Here is a 14,062-nt window from a genome sequence, read left to right as displayed (position 1 = left end):
GTTCTCAGCGCCGGCCTGGCCGCCGGAAACCGGCGCATCGAGGAAGGAGAACCCGAGCGCCTGCGCCTTCTCCGAAAGCTCGCGGGCGACTTCGGCGGAGGCAGTGGTGTTGTCGATATAGACCGCGCCCTTCTTCATCGATTGGAAAGCGCCGTCGGCGCCAATCGTCACCGAGCGTAGATCGTCGTCATTGCCGACGCAGGAGAAGACGAAGTCCTTGCCTTCGGCGGCTTCCGCCGGCGTCGCCGCGAAGTGGCCGCCATGCTGGCCGACCCATTGCACGGCCTTGGCAACAGTGCGGTTGTAGACGGTGACGTCGTGGCCGCCCTTGCTCCTGAGGTGCCCGGCCATCGGATAACCCATGACGCCAAGACCGAGAAATGCCACCAATGCCATGGGCTTGCCTTCCAAACGGGAACCAGATTTTGCTGGCGCAAGCTCTAGGCCATGCGGCGAATACGTCAAGACGCGGGGACGCTCCAACGACTGGTGCAGAAAGGCGGTTTCGGTCAGCGCTTAAGGTGAATGGTGATCCGGCGTTCGATCCATTCGATCGCGTGACGCAGCACCTCGACCATCACCAGATACACGACGGCGACCCAGATATAGGCCTGAATATCGAAGGTGCGGGAGTAGGTCAGTTTTGCCATGCCCATCAGGTCGTACACGGTGATGATGGCGACGATCGCGGACGCTTTGATCATCAGGATAAGCTCGTTGCCATACGGCCGCAGCGCGACCACCATTGCCTGCGGCAGGATGATCTTCCACAACGTCTGCAATTTGTGCAGGCCGAGTGAAGCAGCACCCTCCCATTGGCCTTTCGGCACGCTTTCGATGGCGCCGCGCAGGATTTCGGCCTGATAGGCGGCCGTGTTGAGGGCAAATGCAAAGACGCCACAGTTGAACGCCTCACGGAAAAAGCCCCACAGCCCAACCATTTCGAGTTGTGGTTTGAACGAGCCGACCCCGTAATAGACCAGAAAGGTCTGCACGAGCAGCGGCGTTCCGCGAAAGAAATAGACGTAACAATAGGCAAGACCGGACAGGATGCGGTTCTTCGACATGCGCGCATAGGCGACCGGAAGTGACAGTATGGCGCCAAGGACAATCGAAATGCCAACCAGCGAAAGCGTCACACCCAGCCCTTGTAGGTAGCTAGGGCCGTACTTGGCAAAGAGTTCGCTGTTCCAGGCGAGAGCCAGATAGGCGACAATGCCGCCGCCAGCGGCAATCCAGAGGCCTATCAGCACGTAGCCGACAATTCGGGAGCGCGGCCAGCCACGTGCTCGCGGGGGAGGCCGTTCCACAACGCTTTTGGCGTCGGCCGCAACGCTCATCGCCGTACCTCCCGCTGGGCAAGCGAGCGCTGTATGGCGCCGGTGGCGAGGGATGAAATGACCGCCAAGATAAGAAATACCACGGCGGCCACACTGAAGAACAGGAATGTGTGTTTGGTGACGCGTGCGGCCACGCCAGCTTGACGGAGCGTTTCTGCCAAACCGACCACTGACACCAGCGACGTGTCCTTGAGCAGGCTCAGCCAGCAATTCTCCAGGCCCGGAAAGGCGATGCGAACCAGTTGCGGCAAAATCACTTTGCGCATCGTTTGCCCGTATGAAAGGCCAACTGCGTAGCCACCCTCATATTGGCCCTTTGGGATGGCCCGGAACGCTGAAAGGAAAACCTCGCTGGCGTAAGCCGAAAAGATGATGGCAAGCACGATCATGCCAGCGACGAAGGCGTTAACATCGATTGTCGCCTCGGGCCTTACCAGTCTGATGAGATATTGCAGGATCAGCGGGCCGCCGAAAAAAAACAGAAACAGCGTCACCAGTTCGGGCAATCCACGGAAGATCGTCGTGTAGATGTTGGCGGCAATGCGCAGCGAGGGTTCCTCGGATTGTTTTCCCAGCGCTACAAAAAAGCCGATCGTCAATCCGATTGGAAGCGTTGCGAGGGCCAGAAGAACCGTGACAGCAGCACCAGAGACGATGTCGTCAAGCCAGCCATCGGGTCCCCAACTGAGAAGCGTCCATACGCTCAGCATCCGCTCGCCTATTCTCCCACATTCGCTCTTTTGAGAGCCATGCCGCAGCACCCCTCGCGCCCGACCTGCATTTGCAGGAACGGGGGAAAAATCCCGCCGTTCCTGTCGTCAACCCTGGCGGATCAGGAATCGCCGCCGTAGACGTCGAACTTGAAGTACTTGTCGTTGATTTCCTTGTATTTTCCGTTGGCCCGAATGGCGTCGATCGCGGCATTGAACTTGTTGACCAGGTCGGTCTCGCCCTTGCGCACGGCAATGCCGGCGCCCGGACCATGGATCTCGACCACCGGCTTGATCGCCCCGACCAGCTTGCAGCAGGCGCCGTCAGGCGAATCCAGCCACTGCTGCAGCACGACGATGTCGTCATTAGCGGCATCGAGGCGGCCATTGGCGAGATCGAGCTGGTATTCCTGCGCGGTCGGATAGGGCTTGACCGTGCTGTCGGTGTAAGTCTTGCTCGCGTAGTTGAAATGCGTGGTCGCGGCCTGCACGCCGATCGTCTTGCCGGCCAGGTCTTCCTTGTTCACGCCCTTGATGTCGCTGTCTTTCGGCGCGACGATCGCCGGCGGTGTGTTGTAGTATTTGTGGGTGAAATCGACCTTTTCGGCGCGCTCGGGCGTGATCGACATCGAGGCGATGATGGCGTCGAACTTGCCGGCCTGCAGCGCCGGGATGATGCCGTCCCAGTCCTGGGCGACGAAGGTGCACTTGACCTTCATCTCGTCGCAGAGCGCCTTGGCGATATCGACGTCGAAACCAACGAGCTGGCCGTCGGCGGTCAGATTGTTGAAGGGCGGATAGGCGCCTTCAGTGCCGATTCGCAGGGTCTTTTCCTGAGCCTGGGCAACGCCAAGCGTCAGCAGCGCGGCCGAAGCGGCGAGCGCAATACGCAGTGCAATACGCATGATAATCCTCTCATGTATCCGGCCGCTGTTCCATGCGGCTCTGTGAGCGGTGCTTTTGACCGCCCGCTGGTGGCGATACTCCCACTCTTTCCCCGAAAAAAGCAACTGCAAAACAATGGCTCTGGGGATTTGCATTCCCGGCCAAAGATGACGCAAGGTTAGAGGTCGGGAACAAGTTTAGCGGCGGCTGAAAGCTGTTTCGCCGGCGCGCTCAGCGCCCCAAGCCCGAGACGCTTTCGACGAAGTCGGCTATCGATTTGACGTCGTCGAGATCGAAGACCGGCAGGCTCCCGCCTTCGGCAGCGAAGTCCGCGGCGATGGCGACGATGTTTGGATCATTGACTGACAGCGGCGTCCTGTCCTTGGCCTCAAGGCGGCGCGTCTCGATCTTCTTGTGCGCCTCGCGCTTGTAGCCTTCGACCAGCACGATGTCGGATAGCGCCAGCCGCGCCAGGATCGCCTCCAGCGTCGGCTCATCCTCATCGCGCAATTCGTGCATCAGCGCCCAGCGTCGGCCCGATACGACCGCGACCTCGGTGGCGCCGGCCTCGCGGTGGCGAAAGGAGTCCGCGCCAGGCTTGTCGATGTCGAAATCATGATGGGCGTGCTTGACCGTCGAGACCGTCCAGCCGCGCCGCACCAATTCGGCGACCAGCTTCTCGGTCAGTGTCGTCTTGCCGGAGTTCTTCCAGCCGGTGATGCCAAAAACGCGCCTGTTCATTCCTCGATGCTCTGCAGCAGTCGCTCGGCGATCGCAAGATCGTCCGGCATGTTGATGTTGAAGAACGGGTCGATCTGCTGCCCGCCCGACGCCATCATTGGAAACTCCACGTCGACGACGTCGTGCCGGTCGATGAAGGCGGAGACCCGCCGGTTGTCCTCGTCGACCAGGAACCGGCGCAAGGCGTCATGCAGGCCAAGCGGCCAGAGCGCAAATGTCGGATGCCGCCTGCCGCCGGAGCTGGCGACAGTGATCGCTCCGGGCTTTGTGGCGGCGGCCGTAGCCAGCCGCTCGATCAGATCTTTCGGGAAAAAAGGCGTGTCGCCGGCGACAGTGACGACGGCATCGCAGGCGATCGACGCCCACTCGATGCCGGTCAGTATCCCGGCAAGCGGCCCGGCGTGGCCTTCCACCGTATCGGCAAGCACCGGCAGCCCGAACCGGGCGAAGCGCGCCGGATCGCCGTTGGCGCTCAGCGCCAGCGGCCCGACCTGTGGAACGAGGCGCGCCACGACGTGGTCGAGCAGGCTGCGGCCGCCGAGCACAAGCAGGGTCTTGTCGCCGCCGCCCATGCGCCGTGACTGGCCGCCGGCCAGGATGATGCCCGCTATGTTCTGGTCCATCGTGCGCTGTCTTCTAGCTGCCGGATCGCAAAGTCTCGGCGATCCTTGGGGCTGGCCTATATGCCGTCCGGCGCCATGTCAGGTCCAGCGCTTTCGGCGGCGGTCTGCCGTCGGCCGACGATGCGCTCGCGGTAGAGCGCGTAGAGGCCGGAGCCGACGATGATGGCGGCGCCGACGATCATCGGCAGGTCGGGGACATCGCCGAAGATGACGAGGCCGAGCAGGATCGACCAGAGCAGGGCGGTGTAGCGGAACGGCGCAATGAAGGAGATGTCGCCGGAGCGCATCGCCATGATGATAAATTGGTAGCCGATCAGCACCAGCACTGCCGCCAGCGCCAGCAGCGCCGTGGCCTTGCCGCTCATCGGCGTCCAGCCGCCCATCGGCGCAAGCAGCGCAGCGCCCAGCACTGTCATGGCCAGTGCCGTGGCGGTCGACACCAACAGCGTCGGGATCGCCTGCGGGATGCGCCTTGTGGCGAGATCGCGCACCGCGCAGCAGGCGACGCTCGTCAGCGCCAGCAGCGAATAGACGCTGAAGCCTTCGAAGCCCGGCCGCACGATGACCAGCACGCCGGCAAAACCGACCGCTATCGCCAGCCAGCGCCGCCAGCCGACGCCTTCGTTGAAGAACAGCGCCGCGCCCATCGTAACCGCCAGCGGCAGCGCCTGCAGCACAGCCGAGACATTGGCGATCGGCAGATGCGCCAGCGCGACCAGGAACGAGACCGTTGCGCCGGCTTCGCCGGCCACGCGCATCGCCACCATCGGCTGCAGCATCGAGCGCGGTGCGGCCAGCGCGCCGCGCTGCCAGGCAAGCAGGCCGACGAACAGCGAGGCGAAGGCCCCCCGGATCAGCATGACCTGCGCCATGTTCATCGATTCGGAGGAGAATTTGGTGATCGCGTCGTTGAGGGTAAAGCCGACCATGGCCACCATCATGAATAGCGCGCCGCGCAGATTTGGCGAAAGGGGCAAAGGCGTCACCGGTTGTGCTTTGGATCAGCCTCTATCAGCGAGCCGCAAAACAGCAACGTCAAAGCACTGGGCCACAGCCTTTCGCCGTGGCCCGCAAAGTTCCGCGCGAAGGCGAAAGGACTTACTTCGGCGTCAGCACTTCGGTGCCGCTTCCTTCCTTGCCGGCGATGGTCCAGAGGCCGTGCAGCGAGCCGTCTCCCTCGACCTTATAGACGACGAGGCCGATCTCTTTGCCCATCACATAGCCGGCGGAGAAAGCATTGTCGTTGCGCATGCAGATGCCGTCGGACGACGAACCGCCGGTTTCCCAATGGATGGTGCAGGTCGTCTCGCTGGTCAGCGTGATAGTCGCTTCGCCGCCATAGGCGGAGCCGTCGAAATTGGTGCCTGCGACCGTATAGTTGCCGCCGATCGACTGCGCCGCCGCCGGTGCCGCCGCAAAGCCGAGCATTGCAAGAGCAAGAATGAATTTGCGCATGTTGCATTCCCCCTGTGAGTGAAAAAATCACGTCCACTGGAAGGCTAGGCTGGAACATCGAGTCGGTAAATCGGCCGCCCTTTGGCGGGCGAGGATTATTTCGCGGTGTGGCGCAAAATGCTCACGGCCCCTTGAGGCTTCCGGCAATGACGCCAACAAGCGGATCGTATTTCGATTTCAGAGCTTGCGGATACTCGATCCAGACCGTGCGGATGACGCCGTCCTTTCCGAACAGGCGCCGCTCGTAGAAGATCTTGCCGTCCTTGATGCCGGACAGCACCGCCCAGTCCTTGCCGGCCTTGCTGTAGGTGATCTTGTAGCCTGGCTCGGCGCTGGCCTTCTCGGCGGAGACAAAGCCTTTCGGCGTGTCGTCATCGACGTTGAGGATGCCAGAGCAGATCAGGCTGGCTCCGTCGGGCGCGCTCCATTGCTGCCCGTCGCCATTCTCCGGCTCGGGCTCGCGAATGCTGAAGATCTCGTCCGGAAAGGTGCAGACGGTGCCAAAGCGCTGATTGGTGTAGGTGAACGGCGCGGCGCTGGCTGCCGCTGCGATGCTCAACGCCGCGATGGCCAGGGTCGGGAAAAGGTGCTTCAAGCCAGTCTCCAGCCAATGACGGAGGCGATCCTTGCCTCAAATGGCGGAAAAGGTCAGCCGCCGGTGACGCTCATATGCCGGGACACCGCCGGCCGGCTGGTGCGGCGGTCGATGATGAAGTCATGGCCCTTGGGCTTGCGCCCGATCGCCTCGTCGATTGCCGCGGAGACCAGTTCGTTGCCTTCGGACGCACGCAACGGCGCGCGCAAGTCGGCGGCGTCTTCCTGACCGAGGCACATATAGAGCGTGCCGGTGCAGGTCAGCCTGACGCGGTTGCAGCTTTCGCAGAAATTATGCGTCATCGGGGTGATGAAGCCGAGCCTGCCGCCGGTCTCGGCGACATGGACATAGCGGGCCGGCCCGCCGGTCTTGTAGGGGATGTCGTTCAGCGTGAACTGACGCTCGAGTGAGGCCCTGAGCAGGGACAACGGCAGATACTGGTCGGTGCGGTCGGCGTCGATCTCGCCCATCGGCATGGTTTCGATGACGGTGAGGTCCATGCCGCGGCCATGCGCCCAGCGCAGCATCTCAGGCAGCTCCAGGTCATTGAAATCCTTCAGCGCCACGGCGTTGAGCTTGACCTTCAGCCCCGCCGCCTGCGCGGCGTCGATGCCTTCCATGACCTTGCCGAGATGGCCCCAGCGGGTGATCTGGTGGAACTTGTCGGCGTCGAGCGTGTCCAGCGAGACATTGATGCGCCTGACCCCGCAATCGGCGAGTTCCGCGGCAAAGCGCGACAGCTGCGAGCCGTTGGTGGTCAGCGTCAGTTCTTCCAGCGCGCCGCTCTTCAGATGGCGCGACAACTGGCGCACCAGATGCATGATGTTCTTGCGCACCAGCGGTTCGCCGCCGGTGAGACGCAGTTTCCGCACACCCTTCTCGATGAAGACGGTGCAGAGCCGGTCGAGCTCTTCCAGCGACAGGAGATCCTTCTTGGGCAGGAAGGTCATATCCTCGGCCATGCAATAGGTGCAGCGGAAATCGCAGCGGTCGGTGACCGACACCCTGAGATAGCTGATCGTTCGACCGAAGGGATCGATCATATCCATGTTGCAAGCATTTCCCGTGACCTCGAGCAGCGGCGCTGCAAGCGTTATATATGGCTATGTGATACGATCCGCTGCTTCATTCAAGATAGCCGCTCTCGATCTTTGGTAACATTCCCCGGCCGACATTGCATGTCGGCTGCGCTCCAATGGCCTTTTCGCCTGCGGCGAAGCAGCGTAGGGAAGGGTTGAAACGACGCAGGAACGATCCGCATGACCGCGCCGAAGGAACTCCGGGTCTCGAAGGACCGCAAGCTGCTTACCGTCACCTTTGCGGACCACCAGCCGTTCGAATTGCCGGCCGAGCTGCTGCGCGTGCTGTCGCCCTCGGCGGAAGTGCAGGGCCATTCGCCGGAGCAGCGTGTGACCGTCCCCGGCAAGCGCAATGTCGCCATCCTCAAGATAGAGCCGGTCGGCAACTATGCGGTGCGCATCACCTTCGACGATTTCCACGACACTGGGATATTCACGTGGAACTACCTGCACACGCTGGGTCACGAGAAGGAGGCGCGCTGGAGCGCCTATCTCGCCGAGCTGGCGGAGAAGGGGCTCGGCCGCGACCGTTAGGCCGTGTCATCCGCACTGTCGTCAAGGCGTCATGGATGTGGAGTAGCGCCGGTAAAGGTTTGGAGACAAAAAGATGTCGGTCGTCACAACCGTCGAACAGCTCGAAGCGCTCTATGGGGCTCCAGGCGAAGCCTCGATCGTCAAGGAACTCGACCACATCATCCCCGAATACGCCGCCTTCATCGAGGCCTCGCCCTTCGCGGCACTGGCGACCGCCGGGCCGGAGGGGCTCGACTGCTCGCCGCGCGGCGATCTCGCCGGCTTCGTGCGCATCCACGACCAACAGACGCTGATGATGCCTGACCGCCGCGGCAACAACCGCGCCGATTCGCTGAAGAACATCATCCGCGACCCTCGCGTCGGCCTCTTGTTCCTGGTGCCCGGATCGGGCACCACGCTGCGCGTCAATGGCAGGGCTCACATCACCACCGACGCCGGGCTCTGCGCCTCCTTCAGCGTCGACGGCAAACCTGCACGTTCGGTCACCGTGATTGCCGTCGATTCGGTCTATTTCCAATGCGCCCGCGCCATCGTCCGGTCGGAGCTGTGGAACCCGGCGAAGCATGTCGATCCGAAAGCGCTGCCGACGCCCGGCCAAATACTGGAAATCACCAGCCGGAAAAACATCGACGGCGAAACCTACGACAGGGAATGGCCCGAGCGGGCAAAGAAGACGATGTGGTAGATTCAGGTGAGGCTGGCGTGCAAATGGCGGCCTCCTGCGCTTCCTGTGCTCACGCACGTTAAGTACGCTTCGCTCCGGTTATCGGAGGCCATCATCTTCGGCGCATCCTGACCTGCATCTCGGTGCGCCGGCGCTTATGCTTCCTTCAGCACATCGGCGATCTTGCGCATCTGCTCACCGATCATGTCGCACTGCTCCGCAGTCGACTGGCTCATCGCCTTCTCGATCAGCGCCATGTGAACCTTTAGCGCCTGCATCAGCAGGGCTTCGCCTTCCACGGTCAGGCTTAGCCTGAGCACGCGCTTGTCCTTCTCGTCGCCCTCGCGGCGCAGCAGGCCGCGGGTCTCCAGCTGCGGCAAGAGCATGGTGATGTTGGAGCGCCCGACCAAGAGCTTGCGGGCAAGTTCATGCTGCGACATGCCGGGATGGCGGTAGAGGTTCATCAGCACGTCGAGCTGTGCCGGCTTGAGATCCAACGGCGCCAGTTTCACCGCCAGCGTGCGCTCCACCACATGGCAGGCGCGCGCCACCGCGACCCAGTTGCGAAAGCGCGGGTTGTCCCAGGGCAGGTCTTGTTTAATGTTCATGTTTGAACTATTATGTTCATGCTTGAACGAATGGATGGATCGACACTATGGCATCATTTGGTCTGAAGGTCATCCGGGGCGTGTTCGGCGCGGCCGAGCATGTGGCGCCTCGCCTCAGCGGTCGCGCCGCGTTCGAACTGTTCTGCCGCACGCCGAACGTCAAGGCGCTGAGCGACGGCGAGCGCCGCGCTGTCGAGCGGGCCACGGCCTTCATGGCCGAGGCGCGGCATCATCGGCTGAAGACGAAGAAGGGCTGTGTCATGGTGCATGAATTCCGGCCCGAGCCGGGCAGGGCGCCGGCCGGCACCGTGCTCGTCATCCATGGCTGGCGTTCGCGCACCGAATATATGCGCGCGCTGATCGAAGGATATCGCGGCGCCGGCTACAAGGTTGTCTCGCTCGACCTTCCGGGCCACGGCCAATCGCAGGGCCGCCGTCTGAACATGGTCAACGCGGTCGAGGCGGCAAGAGCCGCCGGCGAATGGTTCGGTCCGTTCAAGGTTATCGTCGGCCATTCCTTCGGCGGCGCCGTCGCCGCCAACGCCGTCGCCGGTTCGGTCAGGGGCATCCAGCCTATCGCGGCCGAAGGCTTGGTGCTGATCGCGGCGCCGAGCTCACTGCCGGCGATCTTCGCCGACTTCAGCCGCATGCTCAATGTCGGCCCGCGCTCGCAGGTCGCCATGGCCGATCGCGTCGAAAAACTCTCCGGCCGACCGCTCGGCGAATTCACCGGCGACCGCCAGCTCGCGGAAGCGCTGGTGCCGACGCTGGTCATCCATGCGCCCGACGACCGCGAAGTCTCTGCCGACCATGCCACGCGCTATGCCGGCGCCGGCGATCATGTCAGCCTGCATTGGGTCGACGGGCTCGGCCACCGCCGCATCCTCGCCGACAAGGGCGTGGTCGAACGCGCCGTCCGCTTCGCGGCCGAGCACCGCGACTCGACGTTGATGCATTGAAGCGCTGTCAGTCGGCCTTCTTCTTCTGCCCCGGCTCGACCGGCAGTCCGGCCGCCTTCCAGGCGGTGTGCAGAATTCCAGCATGCCGCGCGTGACATGCCTGGCGCCGGGGATCTTGCCGTCGCGCTCGACCTCGCGCGGATCGCGCAGGTCGACGAAGATCGTGTCCTCGTCCTCGATTAGCCCCGCCGCTTCCTCCGGCGACACCACCTCGATCTCGGCGTTCGCCTCGTCGAGCAACTCGCGATAGCCTTTTTTCACCGGCGCATTCCTCCCGACCGTGGCTTGCCCACCAGATTTCCAGCACAAGGGCTGGCATTTGTCACGCGGCGTTGGTGCCGGCCATGGCTAGCCACGCCACCCTGGCGCGCCAGCCAACGTGGCCATCCGGCGGGCAGGGCACGAAGTGCCGATTCGTCGCAAGCACCATGTGGACCACCAACGCCGGCGCCGACGCCTGATGCAACCGCCATGGGCCGAAGCCGCTTCGCCCAAGACTGTCACCAACTTGTGAAACTGTTCTGCAACAGCGGCGCCGAAATTTATGGAAGCTTAACGAAATCAGTATGAATCGGTATAATCGCGCCTTACATCCGCCATGCGGTGGGCGTGACCGTCTAGCGGCGCGGAACGGGAGCCGGTTCACAACCGGAGCGGGTGATCATGAAAATTTTCGGAAACACGGCCTGCGTGATGCCGCTTGCGGTTGCCGCGACGCTGGCTCTCGGCGCCCCGCAGGCGAACGCGCAAGGCCTGTTCGACATGCTGTTCGGTGGCGGCGTCCGGCATAACCCGCAAGGCGAATTCCCGCCGCCGCCCAAGCCGAGACCCAGCAAGGTGCCAGCCGGCGGTGGCTCCAGGATCAGCAGCCCGTCCTACTACACCTACAAGGCCGACCGTCTCGTGCGCGTCAACTTTTCAGCGTTGGTGCCGGCGCCGGCGACTGTGGCGGCGCAGGACGCCGCCTTCGTGCCATCTGTCGCCAGCGATGCCTTCCGCGAAGCGATCGCCGGACTGGGTGACTACGAACTTTATGCTGAGCCCGACATCGCCAAGGCGCTGATCGCCTACTACTCGGCCAATCCGGATTTCATCTGGGTGACCGGAACCACCCCCAACAGCCGTGCGCAGGACGCGGTGCGGGTGCTAGGCGAGGCGGCGAGCTATGGCCTGACGCCAGCCGACTACTCGGTCGACGTTCCGGCCGCATCATCCTCGGCCAGCGCGGACGAGCGCCTGAAGGAACTCGTCCGCTTCGAGATGGCGCTGTCGGCGCGCGTGCTGCGCTATGCCCATGATGCCCAGAGCGGCCGCGTCGATCCCAACCGGATGACCGGCTACTATGATTTCCCGGCCAAGCCACTGGATATGGACGGCGTGCTGAAGACGCTTGCGCACACGCAGGAGGTTCGCACCTATCTGGAATCGCGCCATCCGCAGAACGCGGAGTATCAGGCGCTGCGCGTCGAGCTGGAAGCGCTGCAGGCCAGCGAGGAAAACGAGATCGTCGTCGACCCCAAGCTGTTGCTGAAGCCAGGCGAGAGCAGTCCCGAACTGCCCAAGCTCCTGACGCTGATCGCGCGCAACCTAGATGACGAGATGGGCGGCGACTATGGCGAGGTCCTTGCCAGGCTGGGCAAGAGCGAGCTCTACGATCCCGAGCTGGTGCCTGTCATCAAGGCGGTGCAGAAGCGGGCCGGCATGAAGGGTGACGGCGTGATCGGTCCGCGCACGGGGGCGTCGCTCGCCGGAACTTCCAAGGCCGACAAGATCACCAAGGTCGAGGTCGCGCTGGAAGAGTTGCGCTGGCTGCCGTCCGATCTCGGCAGCCCGCGTGTCTTCATCAACCAGCCGGCCTTCACCGCCGCCTATATCGACAATGGCGAGGAGAAGCTGAAAACCCGCGCGGTCGTCGGCAAGGTTACCAACCAGACGGCTTTCTTCTACGACCAGATCGAACAGGTCGATTTCCATCCCTATTGGGGGGTGCCGCAATCGATCATCGTCAACGAGATGCTGCCCAGGCTGCGCAACGATCCGGGCTATCTCGACCGTGCCGGCTATGAAGTGACGGATTCGAGCGGGCGGCGCGTGCCGTCATCGGCGGTCAATTGGGGCGCCTACGGCGCCAACATCCCCTACAGCGTGCGCCAGCAGCCGAGCGAGGCCAATGCGTTGGGTGAGCTGAAGATCCTGTTCCCCAACAAGCACGCCATCTACATGCATGACACGCCGCAGAAATCCTTCTTCGAGCGCGACATGCGCGCGCTCAGCCATGGCTGCGTGCGCTTGCAGGATCCGCGCGGCATGGCGGCGGCGGTGCTCGGCACCTCGGTCGACTACATCGCCGAGAAGTTGAAGCACGGTCATTCGACCGAAAAGGTGACCCGCACCATCCCTGTCTATGTCGCCTATTTCACCGCCTGGCCCGACATGTCCGGCAATGTCGAGTATTTCAACGACGTCTACGACCGTGACACGAGGCTGATGCAGGCGCTGGACGCGACCGAGGCGGTGCGCTCTCCGGCGAGCTAGCTCAGGCGCGCTCGAAGAGCGGGCGTCTGAAGCCGGCGTCGCGCCCGGCGATCAGCCAATAGATCAGGCCGGCGACCAGGCCGGCGGCGGCGATGATCCCAGTGTCGGCCCAGCGCTCGGGACTCTCAGGCGCGTCCGGCCAGATCAGCGTGAAACCCGCGGCCGCCGCAATGGCGCCGAAGACCATGTGCAGCAGGAAGCTGCGCAACGAGAAAAACTCCGCGATCAAGGCGAAGGCGAGGGTCTGCATCCACGTCAGGATGATCGTCAGGAAGTAGACGAACATGCCGAGCGGCGGCACCAGCAGCACGGCGATCGGGCTGATGCCCATGAGGTCGAAATAGGCCGGCGCGTTGGGCAGCGAACTGAGTATCCCATAGATCGCCGCTACTGCGATCAGCCCGACGAGAACGGCCACCAGATAGCCGGCAAGCATCATCAGGACGCGCTTCAATACGTGTTTTACCACTGCCCTGCACCCCCGTGCCCGCATCCGTGGAGCAGCAGTCAGCCATCAAAGCCGGTTTTGTGCAAGGGGAGGCGAGGCGACGACAGGCATCGCCGGTCCGCCGCGATCCGCAGAGAGTGCGCGGTGCGGAATGGTCGAATGGTGGCGGCGCAGCGTCCTATCTGGTCTCGCTCGGTTCTGCGGTCACCGGGTCGTAGGAGATTTCGACCTTCGCCTTGTCGGTCGTATAGTAGGTAACGGTGTAGACACCGCTGTCCCAGCCAACCTCCTTCACATAGCGGAAGTCAGGACGTTGCTCGACCTTGGCGATGATCTCCGACAGCTTCTTGGCGTTCGATGGCGGCAGCGGCCTTTCATCGGCCGCGAAGGCGGGTCCGCCGAGGAGAAGAACCGCAAGGCCGGTCGTCAAAACAACAGTGCGCATGATTGCCCCTCATCTCGTGCTGGCATGGATGCCGTAAAGAACTCGCCCGCGTCCCTGTTGGTTCCGCCAGTGGAGTACAACGCCTGTTCCAGGGGCGGCCTGGCGACTGCGGGTGACGACGGAGCCATGTGCATTCGGCCCAGCTGAAATAGAGAAAATTCAGTAATTCCAATACGAAAGGGCGAGCTAACAATGCACAACCTGAGTAACAAACGGCTAACCATGCAAGCGGCCGCGCGCTGCGTTCAATTAGCGGATCGTAGTAGAGCTTTTGCGAAGACCCTGTTAGACTTGCTAACATAACAGGGTGGCAACGGCGCGCCGAGCCTGCCGACGATCTTTCGTCGGCAAACGGTGAAGTGTTCAACAAAGCGGAAGTCGCCTGTGCTGGACCGCAAGCAGGGACCGGGGGCTTCGACCATGGCTGAACGGAACTACACC

17 protein-coding genes and 1 pseudogene are annotated in these 14,062 nt (G+C 62.9%); 4 read left to right on the top strand and 14 right to left on the bottom strand.

Annotated features, from left to right (window positions below; genetic code table 11):
- The 10 genes from EN745_RS16230 to moaA all read right to left on the bottom strand — a co-directional run.
- A partial coding sequence (locus tag EN745_RS16230; RefSeq protein ID WP_145992045.1) for an NAD(P)-dependent oxidoreductase occupies window positions 1-396 on the bottom strand: 396 nt, incomplete at its 3' end.
- 113 nt (window positions 397-509) lie between these two features.
- Window positions 510-1,340 (bottom strand): ABC transporter permease, encoded by an 831-nt coding sequence (locus EN745_RS16225; protein WP_126054505.1) that lies wholly within the window; start codon window positions 1,338-1,340, stop codon window positions 510-512.
- Entirely contained in the window at window positions 1,337-2,050 is a 714-nt protein-coding gene (locus tag EN745_RS16220; protein WP_126054506.1) for an ABC transporter permease, read from the bottom strand. The genes EN745_RS16225 and EN745_RS16220 overlap by 4 nt, the downstream gene beginning before the upstream one ends.
- 122 nt (window positions 2,051-2,172) lie before the next feature.
- Entirely contained in the window at window positions 2,173-2,955 is a 783-nt protein-coding gene (locus tag EN745_RS16215; RefSeq protein ID WP_126054507.1) for an ABC transporter substrate-binding protein, read from the bottom strand.
- Window positions 2,956-3,166: 211 nt separating this feature from the next.
- Window positions 3,167-3,676, bottom strand: coding sequence for a molybdopterin-guanine dinucleotide biosynthesis protein B (gene mobB / locus EN745_RS16210; protein WP_126054508.1), 510 nt, complete (start codon window positions 3,674-3,676; stop codon window positions 3,167-3,169).
- On the bottom strand, window positions 3,673-4,299 hold the full coding sequence (gene mobA, locus EN745_RS16205; protein ID WP_126054509.1) for a molybdenum cofactor guanylyltransferase MobA: 627 nt from the start codon (window positions 4,297-4,299) through the stop codon (window positions 3,673-3,675). The genes mobB and mobA overlap by 4 nt, the downstream gene beginning before the upstream one ends.
- A gap of 56 nt (window positions 4,300-4,355) precedes the next feature.
- Entirely contained in the window at window positions 4,356-5,276 is a 921-nt protein-coding gene (locus tag EN745_RS16200; RefSeq protein ID WP_127407245.1) for a DMT family transporter, read from the bottom strand.
- Between the two features lie 121 nt (window positions 5,277-5,397).
- A complete protein-coding gene (locus EN745_RS16195; RefSeq protein WP_127407849.1) occupies window positions 5,398-5,754 on the bottom strand; it encodes a hypothetical protein in 357 nt (118 codons plus the stop codon).
- Between the two features lie 121 nt (window positions 5,755-5,875).
- Window positions 5,876-6,349, bottom strand: a complete 474-nt coding sequence (locus EN745_RS16190) for a hypothetical protein (RefSeq protein WP_127421746.1) — start codon at window positions 6,347-6,349, stop codon at window positions 5,876-5,878.
- Between the two features lie 53 nt (window positions 6,350-6,402).
- Window positions 6,403-7,398 carry a GTP 3',8-cyclase MoaA gene (moaA, locus tag EN745_RS16185; protein WP_127421745.1) on the bottom strand — a complete coding sequence of 332 codons (996 nt, stop codon included), beginning with the start codon at window positions 7,396-7,398 and terminating at the stop codon, window positions 6,403-6,405.
- A gap of 210 nt (window positions 7,399-7,608) precedes the next feature.
- Between moaA and EN745_RS16180 the strand changes: the two genes are divergently transcribed.
- Both EN745_RS16180 and EN745_RS16175 read left to right on the top strand, forming a co-directional pair.
- Window positions 7,609-7,962, top strand: coding sequence for a DUF971 domain-containing protein (locus tag EN745_RS16180; protein ID WP_126054514.1), 354 nt, complete (start codon window positions 7,609-7,611; stop codon window positions 7,960-7,962).
- A gap of 73 nt (window positions 7,963-8,035) precedes the next feature.
- Window positions 8,036-8,647 (top strand): pyridoxamine 5'-phosphate oxidase family protein, encoded by a 612-nt coding sequence (locus tag EN745_RS16175; RefSeq protein ID WP_127421744.1) that lies wholly within the window; start codon window positions 8,036-8,038, stop codon window positions 8,645-8,647.
- Window positions 8,648-8,781: 134 nt separating this feature from the next.
- Here the strand turns inward: EN745_RS16175 and EN745_RS16170 are convergent, their stop codons facing one another.
- Window positions 8,782-9,234 (bottom strand): MarR family transcriptional regulator, encoded by a 453-nt coding sequence (locus EN745_RS16170; protein WP_127421743.1) that lies wholly within the window; start codon window positions 9,232-9,234, stop codon window positions 8,782-8,784.
- A gap of 47 nt (window positions 9,235-9,281) precedes the next feature.
- On the opposite strand from EN745_RS16170, the gene EN745_RS16165 reads away from it, so the two are divergent.
- Entirely contained in the window at window positions 9,282-10,193 is a 912-nt protein-coding gene (locus EN745_RS16165) for an alpha/beta fold hydrolase (protein ID WP_127421742.1), read from the top strand.
- Between the two features lie 7 nt (window positions 10,194-10,200).
- Here the strand turns inward: EN745_RS16165 and EN745_RS37630 are convergent.
- A pseudogene (locus tag EN745_RS37630) lies at window positions 10,201-10,454 on the bottom strand (rhodanese-like domain-containing protein).
- A gap of 402 nt (window positions 10,455-10,856) precedes the next feature.
- Here EN745_RS37630 and EN745_RS16155 point away from each other — a divergent pair.
- Window positions 10,857-12,728: a murein L,D-transpeptidase gene (locus tag EN745_RS16155; RefSeq protein WP_127421741.1), complete on the top strand. Its 1,872-nt coding sequence runs from the start codon at window positions 10,857-10,859 to the stop codon at window positions 12,726-12,728.
- Window position 12,729: 1 nt separating this feature from the next.
- Here the strand turns inward: EN745_RS16155 and EN745_RS16150 are convergent, their stop codons facing one another.
- Both EN745_RS16150 and EN745_RS16145 read right to left on the bottom strand, forming a co-directional pair.
- Complete coding sequence (locus EN745_RS16150) at window positions 12,730-13,167, bottom strand: hypothetical protein (RefSeq protein ID WP_189347859.1); 438 nt, start codon at window positions 13,165-13,167, stop codon at window positions 12,730-12,732.
- A gap of 187 nt (window positions 13,168-13,354) precedes the next feature.
- Window positions 13,355-13,621: a PepSY domain-containing protein gene (locus EN745_RS16145; RefSeq protein ID WP_126054521.1), complete on the bottom strand. Its 267-nt coding sequence runs from the start codon at window positions 13,619-13,621 to the stop codon at window positions 13,355-13,357.
- Window positions 13,622-14,062: the final 441 nt, after the last annotated feature.

The organism is Mesorhizobium sp. M4A.F.Ca.ET.022.05.2.1 (assembly GCF_003998845.1).
Lineage (GTDB): Bacteria > Pseudomonadota > Alphaproteobacteria > Rhizobiales > Rhizobiaceae > Mesorhizobium.
This window is presented reverse-complemented; position numbering and strand designations above follow the sequence as displayed.

Excerpts from the sequence above, each read along its gene's own strand:
- mobB (WP_126054508.1), bottom strand. The coding sequence starts at position 3,676 with ATGAACAGGCGCGTTTTTGGCATCACCGGCTGGAAGAACTCCGGCAAG.
- moaA (WP_127421745.1), bottom strand. The coding sequence starts at position 7,398 with ATGGATATGATCGATCCCTTCGGTCGAACGATCAGCTATCTCAGGGTG.
- EN745_RS16220 (WP_126054506.1), bottom strand. The coding sequence starts at position 2,050 with ATGCTGAGCGTATGGACGCTTCTCAGTTGGGGACCCGATGGCTGGCTT.
- EN745_RS16150 (WP_189347859.1), bottom strand. The coding sequence starts at position 13,167 with ATGATGCTTGCCGGCTATCTGGTGGCCGTTCTCGTCGGGCTGATCGCA.
- EN745_RS16170 (WP_127421743.1), bottom strand. The coding sequence starts at position 9,234 with ATGAACATTAAACAAGACCTGCCCTGGGACAACCCGCGCTTTCGCAAC.
- EN745_RS16195 (WP_127407849.1), bottom strand. The coding sequence starts at position 5,754 with ATGCGCAAATTCATTCTTGCTCTTGCAATGCTCGGCTTTGCGGCGGCA.
- EN745_RS16155 (WP_127421741.1), top strand. The coding sequence starts at position 10,857 with ATGAAAATTTTCGGAAACACGGCCTGCGTGATGCCGCTTGCGGTTGCC.
- EN745_RS16175 (WP_127421744.1), top strand. The coding sequence starts at position 8,036 with ATGTCGGTCGTCACAACCGTCGAACAGCTCGAAGCGCTCTATGGGGCT.
- EN745_RS16165 (WP_127421742.1), top strand. The coding sequence starts at position 9,282 with ATGGCATCATTTGGTCTGAAGGTCATCCGGGGCGTGTTCGGCGCGGCC.
- mobA (WP_126054509.1), bottom strand. The coding sequence starts at position 4,299 with ATGGACCAGAACATAGCGGGCATCATCCTGGCCGGCGGCCAGTCACGG.
- EN745_RS16145 (WP_126054521.1), bottom strand. The coding sequence starts at position 13,621 with ATGCGCACTGTTGTTTTGACGACCGGCCTTGCGGTTCTTCTCCTCGGC.
- EN745_RS16180 (WP_126054514.1), top strand. The coding sequence starts at position 7,609 with ATGACCGCGCCGAAGGAACTCCGGGTCTCGAAGGACCGCAAGCTGCTT.
- EN745_RS16225 (WP_126054505.1), bottom strand. The coding sequence starts at position 1,340 with ATGAGCGTTGCGGCCGACGCCAAAAGCGTTGTGGAACGGCCTCCCCCG.
- EN745_RS16215 (WP_126054507.1), bottom strand. The coding sequence starts at position 2,955 with ATGCGTATTGCACTGCGTATTGCGCTCGCCGCTTCGGCCGCGCTGCTG.